This window comes from Streptomyces sp. TE5632, from assembly GCF_054061295.1.
In genome coordinates this window covers 3967837-3985605 of sequence record NZ_JBSSEA010000003.1, presented here as the reverse complement: position 1 = coordinate 3985605, position 17769 = coordinate 3967837, and the positions used below count along the sequence as shown (strand labels likewise).

Genomic DNA, 17769 nt, shown 5'->3' with positions numbered 1-17769 from the left:
CGATCCGGGGAAAGGACGCGACTGAAATGTCGGAAGCCGTCATACGTACGGTCGCACCCCCGCCCGGCCTCCTTGCGTCACTGGATCCGCTGCTGAGGGAGTGGCTGCCGCGACAGCGCTGGTTCGCGGGCAAGGGGCGCCCGGTCACCGGGTTCACCCTGGTCGCGGCCACCGAGTTACTTCCGCCCAGCGCCAGGCTGGGCCTGTACCACCTGCTCGTCCGCGCCCACCAGCCCGCCCTGTCCGCCCGGGGCGGGGCCGACCGGCCCGGCGACTGCTACCAGCTGCTGCTGGGTGTGCGCGAGGCGCTGCCGCCCAGGCTCGCGCCCGCGCTGATCGGGCACCTGAGTCAGGGCCCGCTGGCCGGGCGGACGGTGTACGAGGCCCTGTACGACACCCGGCCCGCCGAACTGCTCCTGGAGGCCCTGCGCTCCCGGGCCCGGATCGGCGGGCTGCGCTTCGAGCGGGATCCGGGGCAGGAGATCGCGTCCGGCCTGGTGCCGCGACTGATGACCGTCGAGCAGTCGAACTCGTCCGTCGTCTATGGAGATACGTTCATTCTGAAGCTGTTGCGCCGGATCGTGCCCGGGATCAACCCCGACCTGGAGCTGCCGCTGGCGCTGGCCCGCGAGGGCTGCCCCCGGGTGCCCCCGCCCACGGCCTGGCTGGTGGCAGACCCTGACGAGACCGGCGCCATCGACGACACCGGCGGTCGTGGTGCCGCCGGGGCACCGGCCGCATCCGAGCCGTATGTGCTGGGTGTGCTCCAGCCCTTCGTGCGGGGCGCGACGGACGGCTGGGAGCTGGCGCTGCGGGAGCTGGCCAAGGGCGAGGACTTCGTCGCCGAGGCGCGGGCGCTGGGACGGGCCACCGCCGAGGTGCACACCGCGCTGGCCCGCGCGCTGCCGACGGTCACCCTGGGCCGGAGCCGGCTGCGGCACATGGTCGCCGGAATGGCCGAGCGGCTGGGGGCGGCGGTGCAGGCGGTGCCCGCGCTGCGGCCGTACGCGGACGGGCTGGGCTCGGCGTACACGGCACTGGACGACCTGGCCGCCGAGGGGCAGACCTGGACCGCCCAGCGCGTGCACGGCGATCTGCATCTGGGCCAGTGCCTGCGGTCCCCGGCCGGAGAGTGGTCACTGATCGACTTCGAGGGCGAACCGGCACGGCCGCTGGCCGAGCGGCGGATGCCGCAGCCCGTGGTACGGGACGTGGCCGGGATGCTGCGGTCCTTCGACTACGCGGCACGTTCCGCGGACCCGCCGCAGCCGGACTGGGCCGTGCGGTGCCGTGCGGCGTACTGCTCCGGCTACGCGGAGACCGCGGGCCGCGACCCGCGCACCGATCCGGTGCTGCTGCGCGCGTACGAGACGGACAAGGCCGTCTACGAGGTGCTGTACGAGGCCCGGCACCGCCCCGAGTGGCTGCCGGTCCCGATGGCCGCCGTACGCCGGCTCGCCGAATCCGGACCAGGGTGATCCGGTGAGCCACACGATTCACTTCCGTCCGCCCCGCACGTCGACCAGGAGGCTCCGTCCGTGACCCCCCGTCCCGAAGCCAGCGGTTCGCATCCGGAGCAGCCGGCCGAGCAGATGTCCCGGAAGGCCACGGTGAAGAAGGCCGTCGTGAAGAAAGACGCGACGGTGAAGCGGGCCGCCGCGCAGAAGACCGGTGCCGAGAAAGCCGGGGCGGCGAAGGCCGCCGAGAAGAAACCCGGGACGAAGAAACCCGGGACGAGAAAAGCCGGAACGAAGAAGGCCGGGGCGCGGAAGGCCGTCGGCAGGACCCCGGCCGTCGGGCGGCCCGCGCCGCCCGAGGCGGCGGTCGCGGTCTCCCCCGCCGTGGGCACCGACGACCGGGAGCGGCTGCTGAACGGCACGCATCACGCGCCGCACTCCGTGCTCGGCGCGCACCCGGTGCCCGGCGGGGTCGTGTTCCGGACGTTCAAGCCGTACGCCCGGGCCGTTTCCGTGGTCTCCGGGGGCCTCACCGTCGACCTGCACGACGACGGGGGCGGGTTCTTCTCGGCGCTGCTGCCGTTCCGGGAGATCCCGGCGTACCGGCTGCTCGTGACGTACGAGGGGACGGTGCGGGAGACCGAGGACGCGTACCGTCTGCTGCCCGCGCTCGGCGAGCTCGACCTGCATCTGATCGGCGAGGGACGGCACGAGGAGCTGTGGACCGCGCTCGGCGCGCACCCCATGGCCCACCAGGGCGTGAACGGCACCCGCTTCACCGTGTGGGCGCCGAACGCGCGCGGGGTGCGGGTCGCGGGCGGTTTCAACTTCTGGGACGGCACCGGGCACCCGATGCGGTCGCTGGGCTCGTCCGGGGTGTGGGAGTTGTTCGTGCCGGAGGTCGGCGAGGGCGAGCTGTACAAGTTCGAGATCACCCGTCCCGACGGTTCGCGGACCCTGCGTGCCGACCCGATGGCGCGCCGCACGGAGGTCCCGCCGGCCACCTCGTCCGTCGTCACGTCCTCGCGGTACGAGTGGGGTGACGCGCGGTGGCTGGAGCGCCGTGCCGAAGTACCCGCGCACCGGAGTCCGTTCTCGGTCTACGAGGTGCATCTTCCGTCCTGGCGTCCGGGGCTGACGTATCGTCAACTGGCCGAGCAGCTCCCCGCGTACGTCAAGGACCTCGGGTTCACCCACGTCGAGCTGATGCCGGTCGCCGAGCATCCCTACGGTCCGTCCTGGGGCTACCAGGTCACGGGTTTCTACGCGCCCACGGCCCGGCTCGGCACCCCGGACGACTTCAGGTACCTGGTGGACGCGCTGCACCGGGCGGGCATCGGGGTGCTGATGGACTGGGTGCCGGCGCACTTCCCGCGCGACGAGTGGGCGCTGGCCGAGTTCGACGGCCGGCCGCTGTACGAGCACGAGGATCCGCTGCGGGCCGCCCATCCCGACTGGGGAACCCTGGAGTTCGACTTCGGGCGGCGCGAGGTGCGCAACTTCCTGGTCGCCAACGCCGTGTACTGGTGCGAGGAGTTCCACATCGACGGGCTGCGGGTGGACGCCGTCGCCTCGATGCTGTACCTCGACTACTCGCGCGAGCCCGGCCAGTGGACGCCGAACGAGCACGGCGGCCGGGAGAACCTGGACGCGGTGGCGTTCCTCCAGGAGATGAACGCGACGGTGTACCGCAGGGTGCCGGGGGTGGTGACGATCGCGGAGGAGTCCACCGCCTGGGACGGGGTCACCCGGGCCACCCATCACGGGGGCCCGAGCGGTTTCGGCGGGCTCGGTTTCGGGCTGAAGTGGAACATGGGCTGGATGCACGACTCACTCCGGTACATGAGCCACGAACCGGTCCACCGCCAATACCACCACGGCGAGATGACGTTCTCGATGGTGTACGCCTACAGCGAGAACTACGTCCTGCCGATCTCGCACGACGAGGTGGTGCACGGCAAGCGGTCCCTGGTGTCGAAGATGCCCGGCGACTGGTGGCAGCAGCGCGCCGACCTGCGTGCCTACCTCGGCTTCATGTGGGCCCACCCGGGCAAACAACTGCTGTTCATGGGGCAGGAGTTCGCGCAGGGCGCCGAGTGGTCGGAGGCGCACGGTCCGGACTGGTGGCTGCTGGATCCGGCCTACGGCGCGGAGGCCGACCACCGCGGGGTGCGCGATCTGGTGCGCGACCTCAACACCGAGTACGGGCGCACCCCCGCGCTGTGGCGGTGCGACACGGAGCCGTCCGGTTTCCGGTGGGTGACCGGAGATGCCGCCGAGGACAACGTGCTGGCGTTCCTGCGGTACGACTCCGACGGCTCCCCGCTGCTCGCGGTGTCCCACTTCGCCCCGGTCGTCCGGCACGAGTACCGCATCGGTGTCCCCGACGACGTGCCCGCCTGGCACGAGGTCCTGAACACCGACGCGGCCCGCTACGGCGGCAGCGACGTGGGCCGGCCGGACCCGGTCAAGCCGGAGCCGCAGGGATGGCACGGTCTCCCGGCGAGCATCCGGCTGACCCTGCCGCCCCTGGCGACGGTGTGGCTGCGCCCGGCCTGAGTCCTGGCGGGTGCGCTACGCCAGGGCGTCGGCCAGCGGCTTCGGCAGCGGCCCGGTGTGCAGGACGCCGAGCCGCTGGGTGGCGCGGGTCAGTGCCACGTACAGGTCGCTGGTGCCGTAGCGCCCCGGCTCGACCACGAGGACGGAGTCGAACTCCAGCCCCTTGGCCTGGCGCGGGTCGAGCAGGACCACGCCCTGCGTCAGATCGGGTTCGGCGCCGGCCGTCACCCCGTCCAGCCGGGCGGCCAGCGCGCGGTGCAGGTCGCGCGGGGCGACGACGGCGAGCCGGCCGTCCTTTGGTCCGCCGAGTTCCGCGACGGCCTCGGCTACGGCGCCGGGCAGGTCGTCGGTGGCGCGGGCCCAGGGGCGTACGCCGGTGGAGCGGACCGAACCGGGCGGTTCGAAGCCGGGGTGCTCGGCGCGGACCACGGCCGCCGCGACGTCCATGATCTCGGCCGGGGTGCGGTAGTTGACGCCGAGCCGGGTGTGCTCCCAGCGGTCCTCGACGTACGGGGCGAGGATGTCCTCCCAGGAGCCGACACCGCCCGCCTCCGACGTCTGCGCGGGGTCGCCCACCAGGGTCATCGAGCGGGTCGGGCTGCGCCGCATCAGCAGCCGCCAGGCCATCGGCGACAGTTCCTGCGCCTCGTCGACGATGATGTGCCCGAACGCCCAGGTACGGTCCGCCGCGGCCCGTTCGGCGGCGCTGCGGTGGTCGTCCTCCTCGTGCCGTTCGGCGAAGCGCTCGGCGTCGATGATGTCGTGCGCGGACAGCACCTCGGAGGACTCGGGGTCGTCCTCCTCCTTGTCCTCGAACTCGAAGGTCCGGGAGGCGTACGACACGTCCAGTACGCCCTGCGCGTAGGCGATCTGTGTGCGCCGCTCGCGGTCGGCCCGTTCCCGCGTCGGCCGGTCGTCCTCGCCGAGGAGTTCGGCGGCCTCGTCGAGCAGCGGCACGTCGGCGACGGTCCAGTGCCTGGTCACCGGGCGGCGGATCGCGGCGGCGTCCTCGGCGGGCAGGAGGTCCTCGGGCTCGGCGAGGAAGTCGGCGACCAGCCGTTGCGGGGTGAGCAGGGGCCACAATTGGTCGACGGCGGACCACACTTCGGGGTTCTCGGCGAGTTCGTCGCGGATCTGGGTGATGTCGCTGGGGTCGAGCAGATTGGAGCCGTCGTAGGGGTCGGTGCCGATGCGTTCGGCGACCATGTCGGTGAGCGCGTTGAGGATGTGGCCCTCGAAGTACTCGCGGGACGCGTTGTGCGGCAGCCTGGCGGCGCGGGTGCGTTCCCGGGCGACCCGGACCAGGCCGTCGTCGAGCATCAGGATCTCGCGGTCGTGCTCGATGGTGATCACCGGGTCGGGCAGCGCCTGCCGGCTGCGGACGACCTCGGCGAGGACGTCCGCCATGTCCGCCCGGCCCTTCACGGCGGCGGCCTCGGGGGTGTCCGCCCGGGTGGCCCGCACGCCGGGGAACAGTTCGCCGACGGTCGAGAGGAGCACCCCGGTCTCACCGAGGCTGGGCAGCACCTCGCCGATGTAGCCGAGGAACGCCGGGTTGGGTCCGACGATCAGGACGGCGCGGCGGGCCAGCAGTTCGCGGTACTCGTAGAGGAGGTAGGCGGCGCGGTGCAGGGCGACCGCGGTCTTGCCGGTGCCGGGGCCTCCCTCGACCACCAGCACACCCCGGTGCGGGGCGCGGATGACGCGGTCCTGGTCGGCCTGGATGGTGCGCACGATGTCGCCCATGCGGCCGGTGCGCGCGGAGTTGAGCGCGGCGAGCAGCACGGCGTCGCCGGTCGGGTCCTCGTGGCCGGTGCGGGTCTCGTCACCGAGGTCGAGGATCTCGTCGTGCAGGGCGGTGACCCGGCGTCCCTCGCTGGTGATGTGCCGACGGCGCCTGAGGCCCATCGGGGTGTGGCCGGTGGCCAGGTAGAAGGGGCGGGCGACATCGGCGCGCCAGTCGATCAGGACGGGGGTGTGCTCCTCGTCGTCGGCGCGCAGACCGATCCGGCCGATGTGGTGGGTGTCGCCACAGGAGAGGTCGATCCGGCCGAAGCAGAGGGAGCCGTCCACCGCGTTCAGCGCGGCGAGCAGCCCGGACCGCTCGGCGACGAGGATGTCCCGTTCCAGCCTGGCCTGCATGGGCGTGTCGCCCTGGCCGAGCGCGTCCGTGACGGACACCTCGGTGTCGCCGCGCAGGGCGTCCACCCGTGCGTACAGTCCGTCGACGAATTCCTGTTCCTGCCGGAATTCATGGTCCGGAAATTCGCTGTTTGACAATTCCGCTCCCGCCCGGATACACTGTGCCCAGTGAACTTTTCTGCGACTTGCCCCAATTGAAGGCGTAAGTCAACGAATATACGCACCGAAAACCCCCGGGCGCAATTACCCGGGGGTTTTTCCGTGTCCGGTACCGGCGCGGGACGGCGGCTCAGATCACCTCGGCCAGTTCCTCCAGCAGCCGCCGCTTGGGCCTGGCGCCCACCATCGACCGCAGCGGCTCCCCGTCCCGGAACACCATGAACGTCGGCATCGACAGCACCTCGTACGCATTGGTGGTCGCCGGGTTGGCGTCCACGTTCAGCTGCACGACCTTCAGCCGCTCGCCCTGCTCGGTGGCGAGCGCGCTCAGCACCGGCCCCATCTGCCGGCACGGCGGACACCAGTCGGCGGTGAACTCCACCAGCACCGGCAACTCGGCTCCGATCACCTCCGACGCGAAGTCCGCGTCGGTCACTTCCCTCACGCCTTTCGCCCTGCTCATCCGTGCCGCCCTCCGAGTTCGCACACCGGTTCCGGACCCCCCGGAACCGCAGCGTCGGCCGCCAGCTCGTCGCGCGCCCTCTCCGCCCGGGCCAGTTGCTCCCCGACGCTCGCCCGTACCGTCCGCAGCTCGTCGATGAGCGCGTCGAGTTCGTCCAGCTTGCGCCGGTAGACCGCGAGCGACGCGGGGCACGAGTCGCCCTCGGGGTGCCCGGCCCGCAGACACTCCACGAACGGCCGGGTCTCCTCCAGCTCGAACCCGAAGTCCTGGAGCGTCCGGATCTGCCGCAGCAGCTTCAGGTCGTTCTCGTCGTACGTCCGGTGGTTGTTGTCCGTACGCCGCGCGGGCAGCAGTCCCCGTGACTCGTAGTACCGCAGCGTCCGTGTGGTGGTTCCGGCGCGTGCGGCCAGCTCGCCGATTCGCATACCGGTGAACGTACGCCTTGACGTCGGCGTCAGGGCAAGACCGGGCGGGGCGGCGAAAGGGCCGAGCGGCCGGGCTCACGGGGGAAGGAGTCCGGCCGCTCGGCGGCAGGGGAGGCCCGGGAGGGCTGTGCGCGTCAGGCCTTGGCGAGTTCCTTCTCGCTGCCCGCTGCGGGGGCCTCGGCGCGGCCGGCGCCGTCGTGGTCGTCCAGCAGGGTGGTCTCGTCGAAGGGGATGGCCCCGGAGAGGACCTGGTTCACCCGCTCCTTGTCGATCTCCTTGGTCCAGGTGCCGATCAGCACCGTGGCGACCGCGTTGCCCGCGAAGTTGGTCAGGGCGCGGGCCTCGCTCATCAGGCGGTCGATGCCGACGATCAGGCCGATGCCGTCCACCAGGGCCGGCTTGTGCGACTGCAGACCACCGGCCAGCGTCGCCAGGCCGGCACCGGAGACACCGGCGGCGCCCTTGGAGGCGATCAGCAGGAAGAGCAGCAGCGCGATCTGCTCGCCGATCGCCATCGGCGTGCCCAGGGCGTCGGCGATGAACAGCGAGGCCATGGTCATGTAGATCATGGTGCCGTCGAGGTTGAAGGAGTAACCGGTCGGGACGGTGATGCCGACCACCGGCTTGCTGACGCCCACGTGCTCCATCTTCGCGATGAGCCGCGGCAGCGCCGACTCGGACGAGGAGGTGGACAGGATCAGCAGGAACTCACGGCCCAGGTACTTGAACAGGCTCCAGACGCTCAGGCCCGCGACGATCCGCAGCAGCGCGCCGAGCACCACGAAGATGAACAGCGCACAGGTGATGTAGAAGCCGAGCATCAGCACCGCGAGGCTCTTCAGCGCGTCCAGGCCCGCCGAGCCGGTGACCGCGGCCATGGCGCCGAACGCACCGACCGGGGCGGCCCACATGATCATGGCGAGGACCCGGAAGACCAGCCGCTGGATGTGCTCGATGCCGCGCAGGACCGGCTGGCCGGCGTTGCCCATGGCCTGCAGCGCGAAGCCGCACAGCAGGGCGACCAGCAGGGTCTGCAGGACCTCGCCCTGGGTGAAGGCGGACACGATCGTGGTCGGGATGATGCCGAGCAGGAACTCGGTGGTGTCCTTGGCCTCCGTGTCGACCTGGGCCTGACCGGTCTCCTTGACCGCGTCGGTGACCGCGAGACCCGTACCCGGGTCCAGGATGTTGCCGACGACCAGGCCGATGCCGAGCGCGACCAGCGACATGATCAGGAAGTAGACCATGGCGATACCGCCGACCGCGCCGACCTTGGCGGCCTTCCGCACGGAGCCGATGCCCAGCACGATGGTGCAGAAGATGATCGGCGAGATCATCATCTTGATCAGGCTCACGAAGCCGGTGCCGATCGGCTTCAGCTCGACCGCGAAGTCGGGGGCTGTCAGACCGACGGCGATACCGAGGGCGACCGCGATGATCACCGCGATGTAGAGATAGTGCGTGCGGTCCCGCTTCGCTCGGGGAGCGGCAGGTGCCGTATCGGTGGTGCTGGTCACGGCGGCCTCCTTGATGACGTCGTCGGCATCAACCGGCGTGCGGCTCACGTCCGGGGGATGAGATTTCGGGGAACGCCGTGACTATGTCCCGTCTTGTGAGCGTGGTCACCCTTCCGTTCATTTAGTTCACGCCTACATGGCAGGCACACTGTCGGAGTGCTCATCCCCCTCCCCCGACCCCGCAGCCTCGCGGGCCAGCTCTTCGCCATGCAGGCGGTGCTGATAGCGATCCTCGTGGTGGGATACGCGCTGTTCAGCTACTTCAGCGACCGCGGCCAGGCCGAGGAGGCGGCGAGCCACCAGGCACGGGCCGTGGCCCTCTCGGTGGCCGACTCCCCCTCGGTGCGCGAGTCGATCCGTACCTCCGATCCCTCGGCCACGCTCCAGCCGTACGCGCTGGCGGTGGTGCGCGACACCGACGTCGACTTCGTCACGATCATGAATCCGCAGGGCATCCGCTGGACCCACCCCGACCCGGACCAGCTCGGCCTGCCCTTCCGCGGCCACACCGCGCCCGCCCTGGAGGGCCGGACGTTCACCGAGACCTACACCGGCACCCTCGGCCCGTCCGTCCGCGCGGTCACCCCGGTCCGGGACGGCGACCGGATCGTCGGCCTGGTCAGCGCGGGCATCCGGGTCGACGAGATCAGCCAGCGCGCACAGGCCCAGCTGACGGCCCTGCTCGCGGTCGCGTCCGGTGCGCTCGGACTGGGCGCGATCGGCACGTACGTCATCAACGCCCGCCTGCGCCGGCACACCCACGGGATGAACGCGAGGGAACTCAGCCACATGCACGACTACCATCAGGCCGCGCTGCACGCCGTGCGTGAGGGGCTGCTGATGCTGGACGGGCAGTACAGGGTGGCGCTGATCAACGACGGTGGCAGGGAGCTGCTGGGTGTGGCTCCCAAGGAGGACGTGGTGGGCAGACCGGTCGCGGAGCTCAGCCTCCCGACACCGCTGACGGGCGCGCTGCTCGCCTCGGAGCCCCGGGTGGACGAGGTGCATCTCACCGCGGACCGGGTGCTGGTCGTGAACACCTCACCGGTGTCGGGCGGTGAGCGGCGCGGTTCGGTGGTGACCCTGCGCGATGTGACCGAGCTCCAGTCGCTGATGGGTGAGCTGGACTCGGAGCGGGGCTTCACGCAGGCACTGCGCTCGCAGGCGCACGAGGCGGCGAACCGGCTGCACACCGTCGTCTCGCTGATCGAGCTGGGCCGGGCCGAGGAGGCGGTGGACTTCGCGACCGCCGAGCTGGAACTCGCCCAGGCGCTCACCGACCAGGTGGTGGCGGCGGTGGGCGAGCCGGTGCTGGCCGCACTGCTGCTGGGCAAGACGGCCCAGGCCCACGAGCGGGGCGTGGAGCTGGTGGTCTCGTCGTCCAGCCGGCTGGACGACGGGCTGCTGCCGGACAGCCTGCCCGCCCGCGACCTGGTCACCATCCTGGGCAACCTGATCGACAACGCGGTGGACGCGGCGCAGGGCGGCACCAGTGCCCGGGTGACGGTCACGGCCCTCACCGACGTCGGCGCGGAGCTGGTCCTGCGGGTGTCCGACACCGGTCCGGGCGTGGACCCGGACCACACCGAGGCGGTCTTCCAGCGGGGCTTCACGACCAAGCCGTCGGGGCCGGACGGCCGTGGGCTGGGGCTGGCGCTGGTACGGCAGGCGGCGCACCGGCACGGCGGCACGCTGACGGTGACCTCGGCACAGGAGGGCGGCGCCCGCTTCGAGGTACGGCTCCCGCTGCGCCCCGCCGGCGTGGCCACGGCCGGCAGCGGCGCGGACGCGAAGGGCGTCGGCTCCGGCACGGGAGGCGGGGCATGACCGACAGACCCATCCGTGTCCTGGTAGTGGAGGACGACCCGGTCGCCGCCGACGCCCATGTGCTGTACGTCGGCCGGGTGCCCGGGTTCGTCGTGGTCGGCAAGGCGACGACGGGCGCCGAGGCCCGCCGGGTGCTGGAGCGCACCCCCGTCGACCTGCTCCTCCTCGACCTGCATCTGCCCGATGTGCACGGACTGCAGCTGGCCCGCTCGCTGCGGACGGCCGGACACCACGCGGACGTCGTCGCGGTGACGTCGGCACGGGACCTCGCGGTGGTGCGCGAGGGGGTGTCGCTGGGCGTCGTCCAGTACGTGCTGAAACCGTTCACCTTCGCGACGCTGCGGGACCGCCTGGTCCGGTACGCCGAGTTCCGCGCGGCCGTGGGCGAGGCCAGCGGCCAGGCCGAGGTGGACCGCGCGCTGGCCACCCTGCGCGCCCCCGGGCCGGCCGCCCTGCCCAAGGGCCTGAGCGCACCGACCCTGGAACGGGTGACCGTGGCCCTGCGTGACGCCGGCGAGGGCCTGACCGCGAGCGGGGTGGCGGAGGCGGTGGGCATCTCCCGCATCACCGCCCGCCGCTACCTGGAACACCTGGTGGACGCGGGCCGCGCGGCCCGGCGCCCGCAGTACGGGACCGTGGGTCGGCCGGAGTTGCAGTACCGGTGGGTGACGGGGCGGTGAGGTGCTGAGGCACCGAAGCCTTCACCGAGTACGGTGCCCTGCCCCGCGCGTCCCGCCGGCCCGGGTGGTGCGGGCGTTCACGGCCTGTCCGCTCTCCCGTTTCCGCTCGGGTTCGACCGGCTCAACCCGCTCAACCGGCCGTTCCCGCTGACGATCCTCTTCGCACCGAGTCCGCCGACCACCGCGATCATGGTCCCGGTTTCGCGCCGGACGGGGCGGCCGGGGCCGGCGCGGGCGGGCCCGCGCACGTCTTCTCCCCGACCGCCGGGGCCGGTCAGAAGACCGATTCGGCCTCGTCCATGCGGTCCTTCGGGACCGTCTTCAGTTCGGTGACGGCCTCCGCGAGCGGGACCATCACGATGTCGGTCCCGCGCAGTGCGGTCATCTTGCCGAACCGGCCCTGGTGCGCGGCCTCCACCGCGTGCCAGCCGAAGCGGGTGGCGAGCACCCTGTCGTACGCGGTCGGCGTGCCACCGCGCTGGATGTGGCCGAGGATGACCGGCCTGGCCTCCTTGCCGAGGCGACGCTCCAGTTCACCGGCCAGCGCCGTGCCGATGCCCTGGAAGCGCTCGTGGCCGAACTTGTCGATCTCGCCCTTGCCGTAGTCCATGGTGCCGTCGGCGGGGTGGGCGCCCTCGGCGACGCAGATCACCGCGAACTTCTTGCCGCGGGCGAAGCGCGCCTCGACCATCTTGACCAGCTGGGCCGGGTCGAAGGCCCGCTCGGGCAGGCAGATGCCGTGGGCGCCGGCGGCCATGCCGGACTCCAGGGCGATCCAGCCCGCGTGCCGGCCCATGACCTCGACGACCATCACCCGCTGATGGGACTCGGCGGTGGTCTTCAGCCGGTCCATCGCCTCGGTGGCGACGCCGACGGCGGTGTCGAAGCCGAAGGTGCGGTCGGTGGAGGAGATGTCGTTGTCGATCGTCTTCGGGACGCCGACCACCGGCAGTCCCGCGTCCGACAGCATGCGGGCGGCGGTGAGCGTGCCCTCGCCGCCGATCGGGATGAGCGCGTCGATGCCGAAGTCGCGGATCATGTCGGAGGCGTTCTCGCAGGCATCGCGGAGCCGGTCGCGCTCCAGCCGGGAGGAACCGAGGATGGTGCCCCCGCGGGCCAGGATGCCGCTGACCGCGTTGAGGTCGAGGGTCCGGTAGCGGCCGTCGAGCAGGCCCGAATAGCCGTCCTCGAAGCCGATGACCTCGTCGCCGTAGTTGTCGACCGCTCGGTGCACAACCGACCGGATCACGGCGTTCAGGCCGGGGCAGTCGCCGCCTGCGGTGAGAACTCCGATACGCATCGTGTTGTCGTCTCCTGGTCGCTGTGGATACCGGTGAGCCAACTTCGATTGTTCCATGCCGCCCGGCCCGCCGGGCTCCCCGTCCCGGCCGCCCACCGGTTTCCCGCCCCCGGCCCCGTGCCCCGGGCTCGGGGCCGCACCCCACGGGCGGACGCCCCCCACCAGCGCCGGAGGTACTGTCAAAGGGGATCTGCTCGCCCCGGCGAGCGCGGCATCCGGGCCGGATCCCACAGGGCCGACAAGCACCGCGAGACCCCAGACGAAACGGAGCACGCGTGACCCGCAGTGTGTACGTGACCAGCATCGAGCGAGGCGACGGCCGCCAGGTCGTCGAACTGGGGGTCATGGAGCTCCTGACCCGGCAGGTCGACCGGGTGGGCGTCTTCCGTCCCCTGGTGCACGAAGGCCCCGACCGCCTCTTCGAGCTGCTGCGCGCCCGCTACCGGCTCACCCAGGACCCGGCGACCGTCTACGGCATGGACTACCAGGAGGCGTCCGCCCTCCAGGCCGAACGCGGCTCCGACGAACTGGTGTCGACGCTGGTCGACCGGTTCCACGCCGTCGCCCGCGACTACGACGTCGTCCTCGTCCTCGGCACCGACTACGCCGACACCCAGTTCCCGGACGAGCTGTTCCTCAACGCCCGCCTCGCCAACGAGTTCGGCGCCTCGGTGATCCCGGTCGTGGGCGGCCGCAGGCAGAGCTCCGAGTCGGTGCGCGACGAGACCCGCAACGCCTTCCGCGCCTACGAGACGCTGGGCTGCGACGTGCTCGCCATGGTGGTCAACCGGGTGGCCCGCGAGGACCGGGACGAGATCGCCGAGCGGCTCGCCTCCCGGCTGCCGGTGCCCTGCTACGTCCTGCCCGACGAACCCGCGCTGGCCGCCCCCACCGTGGCCCAGATCGCCCACACCCTGGGCGCGAAGGTGGTGCTCGGCGACGACTCCGGGCTGGCCCGCGACGCCCTGGACTTCGTCTTCGGCGGCGCCATGCTGCCCAATCTCCTCGCCGCCCTGACCCCGGGCTGCCTGGTGGTCACCCCGGGAGACCGCGCCGACCTGGTCGTCGGCTCACTGGCCGCGCACAGCACCAACACCCCGCCGATAGCCGGGGTGCTGCTGACCCTGGACGAGGTGCCCGCCGACCGCATCCTCACCCTCGCCTCCCGCCTCGCCCCCGGCACCCCGGTGCTGTCGGTGCCCGGCAACAGCTTCCCCACCGCGGAGCAGCTGTTCTCCCTGGAGGGGAAGCTGAACGCGGCCACCCCGCGCAAGGCGGAGACCGCGCTCGGCCTCTTCGAGAGGTACGCCGACACCGCCGACCTCACCCGGCGGGTCTCCGCCCCCAGCAGCGACCGCGTCACGCCGATGATGTTCGAGCACAAGCTGCTCGAACAGGCCCGCTCCGACCTCAGGCGGGTCGTCCTGCCCGAAGGCGGCGAGGAGCGGGTGCTGCACGCGGCCGAGGTGCTGCTGCGCCGGGGCGTGTGCGAGCTCACCCTGCTGGGACCGGTCGACCACATCCGCAAGAAGGCCGCCGACCTCGGCATCGCCCTCGGCGACACCCAGCTGATCGACCCGGCCACCTCCGAGCTGCGCGACGCCTTCGCCGAGAAGTACGCCGCCCTGCGCGCCCACCGCGGGGTCAGCGTCGAGCTGGCCTACGACGTCGTCTCGGACCCTAACTACTTCGGCACGCTGATGGTGGAGGAAGGTTTCGCCGACGGCATGGTGTCCGGCTCGGTGCACTCCACGGCCGCGACCATCCGGCCGGCCTTCGAGATCATCAAGACCCGGCAGGACTCCTCGATCGTGTCCTCCGTCTTCTTCATGTGCCTGGCCGACCGGGTCCTGGTCTACGGCGACTGCGCGGTCAACCCCGACCCGGACGCCGAGCAGCTCGCCGACATCGCCGTGCAGTCGGCGGCCACGGCCGCGCGGTTCGGGGTGGAGCCGCGGATCGCGATGCTGTCCTACTCGACGGGGACGTCCGGCTCCGGCGCCGACGTCGACAAGGTGCGCGAGGCGACCGAGCTGGTGCGGGCCCGCCGCCCCGACCTCAGGATCGAGGGGCCGATCCAGTACGACGCGGCCGTGGAGCCGTCGGTCGCGGCGACCAAGCTGCCGGACTCCGAGGTCGCCGGGCAGGCGACCGTGCTGATCTTCCCCGACCTGAACACCGGCAACAACACCTACAAGGCCGTGCAGCGCTCGGCCGGCGCGATCGCGGTCGGCCCGGTGCTGCAGGGGCTGCGCAAGCCGGTCAACGACCTGTCCCGGGGCGCCCTCGTCCAGGACATCGTCAACACCGTCGCCATCACGGCGATCCAGGCCCAGTCCGCCGCCGAGTCCCCCGCCCCGGCCCCGAGCAAGAAGGCAGCCACCCAGTGAGTGCCCACCCGTCCCCCGCCACCGCCCTGCCCGACGAGCCGAGCTCGACGCCTCCTTCTCGTCCTTCGCGTCCTTCTCGCGTCCTCGTCCTCAACTCCGGCTCCTCCTCGGTGAAGTACCAGCTGCTGGACATGAGGGACCGCAGCCGGCTCGCGTCCGGCCTGGTCGAGCGGATCGGCGAGCGGACCTCGCTGGTCCGGCACACACCGCTGGCGTCGGGCGGAGGACCCAGGGAGCGGACCGGTCCGGTCGCCGACCACGACGCCGCCCTGAAGGCGATGGCCGAGGAACTGGCCCTCGACGGGCTGGGGCTCGACTCCCCCGAACTGGCCGCGATCGGGCACCGGGTGGTGCACGGCGGGATGCACTTCACCGAGCCGACCGTCGTGGACGACGCGGTGCTCGACGCGATCGAGCGGCTCATCCCGGTCGCCCCGCTGCACAATCCGGCCAACCTGACGGGCATCCGCACCGCCATGGCGCTGCGCCCGGACCTGCCGCAGGTCGCCGTCTTCGACACCGCCTTCCACACCACGATGCCGGAGTCGGCCGCCCGCTACGCGATCGACGTGAAGACCGCCGACGAGCACCACGTCCGTCGCTACGGCTTCCACGGCACCTCGCACGCGTATGTGTCCCGGGAGACGGCCCGGCTGCTCGGGAAGGCGCCCGAGGACGTGAACGTCATCGTGCTGCACCTGGGCAACGGGGCGTCCGCCTCGGCGGTGCGGGGCGGGAGGTGCGTGGACACCTCCATGGGACTGACGCCCTTGGAAGGACTGGTGATGGGTACCCGGTCCGGAGACATGGACCCGGCCGTCATCTTCCATTTGATGCGTGTTGGCGAAATGTCCGCCGACGAGATCGACACTCTTCTCAACAAGAAGAGCGGACTGGTCGGTCTGTGCGGTGACAACGACATGCGGGAGATCCGCCGCCGGGTCGACGCGGGCGACGAACAGGCGAAGCTCGCGTTCGACATCTACATTCACCGTCTGAAGAAGTACATCGGTGCCTACTACGCCGTTCTCGGACGGGTGGACGCGGTGGCGTTCACCGCCGGGGTCGGCGAGAACGCCGCTCCGGTGCGGGAGGCGGCCGTGGCGGGCCTGACGGAACTGGGTCTGGCGGTCGACGCCGAGCGCAACGGCGCGCGCGGTGACGGGCCGCGGCTGGTTTCGCCCGCGGGTGCGCGGGTCGCGGTCGCCGTGGTACCGACGGATGAGGAAATGGAGATTGCCACACAGACCTACGCACTGGCCGGAAAGCGCAACTGAGCAGCGGCTTCCTCATATGTACCTTCCGCCAGACGGAATATTCCGGAGCGAAACAAACCGATAGGATCGCCCCATGCGCCGTTCCAAAATCGTCTGTACTCTCGGCCCCGCGGTCGACTCCCACGAGCAGCTCGTCGCCCTGATCGAAGCCGGCATGAACGTGGCCCGCTTCAACTTCAGCCACGGCTCGCACGCCGAGCACCAGGGCAGGTACGACAGGGTTCGTGCCGCCGCCAAGGAGACCGGCAGGTCCATCGGTGTCCTCGCCGACCTCCAGGGCCCGAAGATCCGCCTGGAGACCTTCGCCGAGGGCCCCGTCGAGCTGGTGCGCGGTGACGAGTTCACCATCACCACCGAGGACGTCCCCGGCGACCGGACCATCTGCGGAACGACCTACAAGGGCCTGCCGGGCGACGTCTCCCGCGGCGACCAGGTGCTGATCAACGACGGCAACGTCGAGCTGAAGGTGCTGGACGTCGAGGGCACCCGGGTGCGGACGATCGTCATCGAGGGCGGTGTCATCTCCGACCACAAGGGCATCAACCTGCCCGGCGCGGCCGTGAACGTGCCCGCGCTGTCCGAGAAGGACATCGAGGACCTGCGGTTCGCGCTGCGCATGGGCTGCGACCTGGTCGCGCTGTCCTTCGTCCGGGACGCCAAGGACGTGGCCGACGTCCACCGCGTGATGGACGAGGAGGGACGCCGGGTGCCCGTCATCGCCAAGGTGGAGAAGCCGCAGGCGGTGGAGAACATGGAGGACGTCGTGATGGCGTTCGACGGTGTGATGGTCGCCCGCGGCGACCTCGCCGTCGAGTACCCGCTCGAGAAGGTCCCCATGGTGCAGAAGCGCCTGATCGAGCTGTGCCGGCGCAACGCGAAGCCGGTGATCGTGGCGACCCAGATGATGGAGTCGATGATCACCAACTCCCGTCCGACCCGCGCCGAGGCCTCCGACGTGGCCAACGCGATCCTGGACGGTGCCGACGCGGTCATGCTGTCGGCCGAGTCGAGCGTGGGCGCGTACCCGATCGAGACCGTGCGGACGATGTCGAAGATCGTCCAGGCGGCCGAGCAGGAGCTGCTCTCCAAGGGCCTGCAGCCGCTGGTGCCCGGCAAGAAGCCGCGTACGCAGGGCGGTTCGGTGGCCCGCGCGGCTTGCGAGATCGCCGACTTCCTCGGCGGCAAGGGCCTGGTGGCCTTCACCCAGTCCGGCGACACCGCCCGGCGGCTGTCCCGCTATCGCGCCGTCCAGCCGATCCTGGCGTTCACCACGGACGAGGCCACCCGCAACCAGCTGGCGCTGAGCTGGGGCGTGGAGTCGCACGTCGTGCCGTTCGTGAACAGCACCGACGAGATGGTCGACCTGGTCCAGCAGGAACTGGTCCGGCTCCAGCGCTTCGACGAGGGCGACATCGTGGTGATCACCGCCGGCTCGCCGCCCGGCGTCCCCGGCACCACCAACATGGTCCGCGTCCACCACATGGGCGGCCCCACCAGCTGACCCACCCGTGTGCACGATGCCGAGGGCGCCCCCTGGAGAGGGGGCGCCCTCGGCATCGTGCGGCTCCCGGAG

12 protein-coding genes are annotated in these 17769 nt (G+C 71.5%); 7 read left to right on the top strand and 5 right to left on the bottom strand.

From position 1 onward, the window contains the following. The first annotated feature begins 26 nt into the window (after window positions 1-26). Together ACVW19_RS23560 and glgB are read left to right on the top strand one after the other, a co-directional pair. Complete coding sequence (locus ACVW19_RS23560; RefSeq protein WP_457461513.1) at window positions 27-1478, top strand: maltokinase N-terminal cap-like domain-containing protein; 1452 nt, start codon at window positions 27-29, stop codon at window positions 1476-1478. 114 nt (window positions 1479-1592) lie between these two features. Beyond that, entirely contained in the window at window positions 1593-4016 is a 2424-nt protein-coding gene (gene glgB / locus ACVW19_RS23555; protein ID WP_457464756.1) for a 1,4-alpha-glucan branching enzyme, read from the top strand. 15 nt (window positions 4017-4031) lie between these two features. On the opposite strand, the gene ACVW19_RS23550 is transcribed toward glgB, so the two are convergent. The 4 genes from ACVW19_RS23550 to ACVW19_RS23535 form a co-directional block, all read right to left on the bottom strand. Then, window positions 4032-6314 (bottom strand): HelD family protein, encoded by a 2283-nt coding sequence (locus ACVW19_RS23550; RefSeq protein ID WP_457464755.1) that lies wholly within the window; start codon window positions 6312-6314, stop codon window positions 4032-4034. Between the two features lie 133 nt (window positions 6315-6447). Then, entirely contained in the window at window positions 6448-6780 is a 333-nt protein-coding gene (locus tag ACVW19_RS23545) for a thioredoxin family protein (RefSeq protein ID WP_457461511.1), read from the bottom strand. Next, window positions 6777-7205 carry a MerR family transcriptional regulator gene (locus ACVW19_RS23540; protein ID WP_457461510.1) on the bottom strand — a complete coding sequence of 143 codons (429 nt, stop codon included), beginning with the start codon at window positions 7203-7205 and terminating at the stop codon, window positions 6777-6779. The genes ACVW19_RS23545 and ACVW19_RS23540 overlap by 4 nt, the downstream gene beginning before the upstream one ends. A gap of 134 nt (window positions 7206-7339) precedes the next feature. Beyond that, a complete protein-coding gene (locus tag ACVW19_RS23535) occupies window positions 7340-8722 on the bottom strand; it encodes a cation:dicarboxylate symporter family transporter (RefSeq protein WP_457464753.1) in 1383 nt (460 codons plus the stop codon). Between the two features lie 207 nt (window positions 8723-8929). Between ACVW19_RS23535 and ACVW19_RS23530 the strand changes: the two genes are divergently transcribed. Both ACVW19_RS23530 and ACVW19_RS23525 read left to right on the top strand, forming a co-directional pair. Continuing rightward, the gene (locus ACVW19_RS23530; RefSeq protein WP_457464751.1) at window positions 8930-10549 is read left to right on the top strand and encodes a sensor histidine kinase; all 1620 of its coding nucleotides are present in this window, start codon (window positions 8930-8932) and stop codon (window positions 10547-10549) included. Further along, window positions 10546-11229: a response regulator gene (locus ACVW19_RS23525; protein WP_457461509.1), complete on the top strand. Its 684-nt coding sequence runs from the start codon at window positions 10546-10548 to the stop codon at window positions 11227-11229. Before ACVW19_RS23530 ends, ACVW19_RS23525 begins: the two co-directional genes overlap by 4 nt. Before the next feature lie 274 nt (window positions 11230-11503). Here the strand turns inward: ACVW19_RS23525 and ACVW19_RS23520 are convergent, their stop codons facing one another. Then, window positions 11504-12529, bottom strand: coding sequence for an ATP-dependent 6-phosphofructokinase (locus ACVW19_RS23520; protein WP_457461507.1), 1026 nt, complete (start codon window positions 12527-12529; stop codon window positions 11504-11506). A 275-nt stretch (window positions 12530-12804) separates the two neighbouring features. Between ACVW19_RS23520 and pta the strand changes: the two genes are divergently transcribed. From pta to pyk, 3 genes are all read left to right on the top strand, one after another. Beyond that, on the top strand, window positions 12805-14919 hold the full coding sequence (pta, locus tag ACVW19_RS23515; RefSeq protein ID WP_457461505.1) for a phosphate acetyltransferase: 2115 nt from the start codon (window positions 12805-12807) through the stop codon (window positions 14917-14919). Between the two features lie 26 nt (window positions 14920-14945). Further along, the gene (locus ACVW19_RS23510) at window positions 14946-16196 is read left to right on the top strand and encodes an acetate kinase (RefSeq protein WP_457464749.1); all 1251 of its coding nucleotides are present in this window, start codon (window positions 14946-14948) and stop codon (window positions 16194-16196) included. Window positions 16197-16269: 73 nt separating this feature from the next. Next, the gene (gene pyk, locus ACVW19_RS23505; RefSeq protein WP_457461503.1) at window positions 16270-17697 is read left to right on the top strand and encodes a pyruvate kinase; all 1428 of its coding nucleotides are present in this window, start codon (window positions 16270-16272) and stop codon (window positions 17695-17697) included. Window positions 17698-17769: the final 72 nt, after the last annotated feature.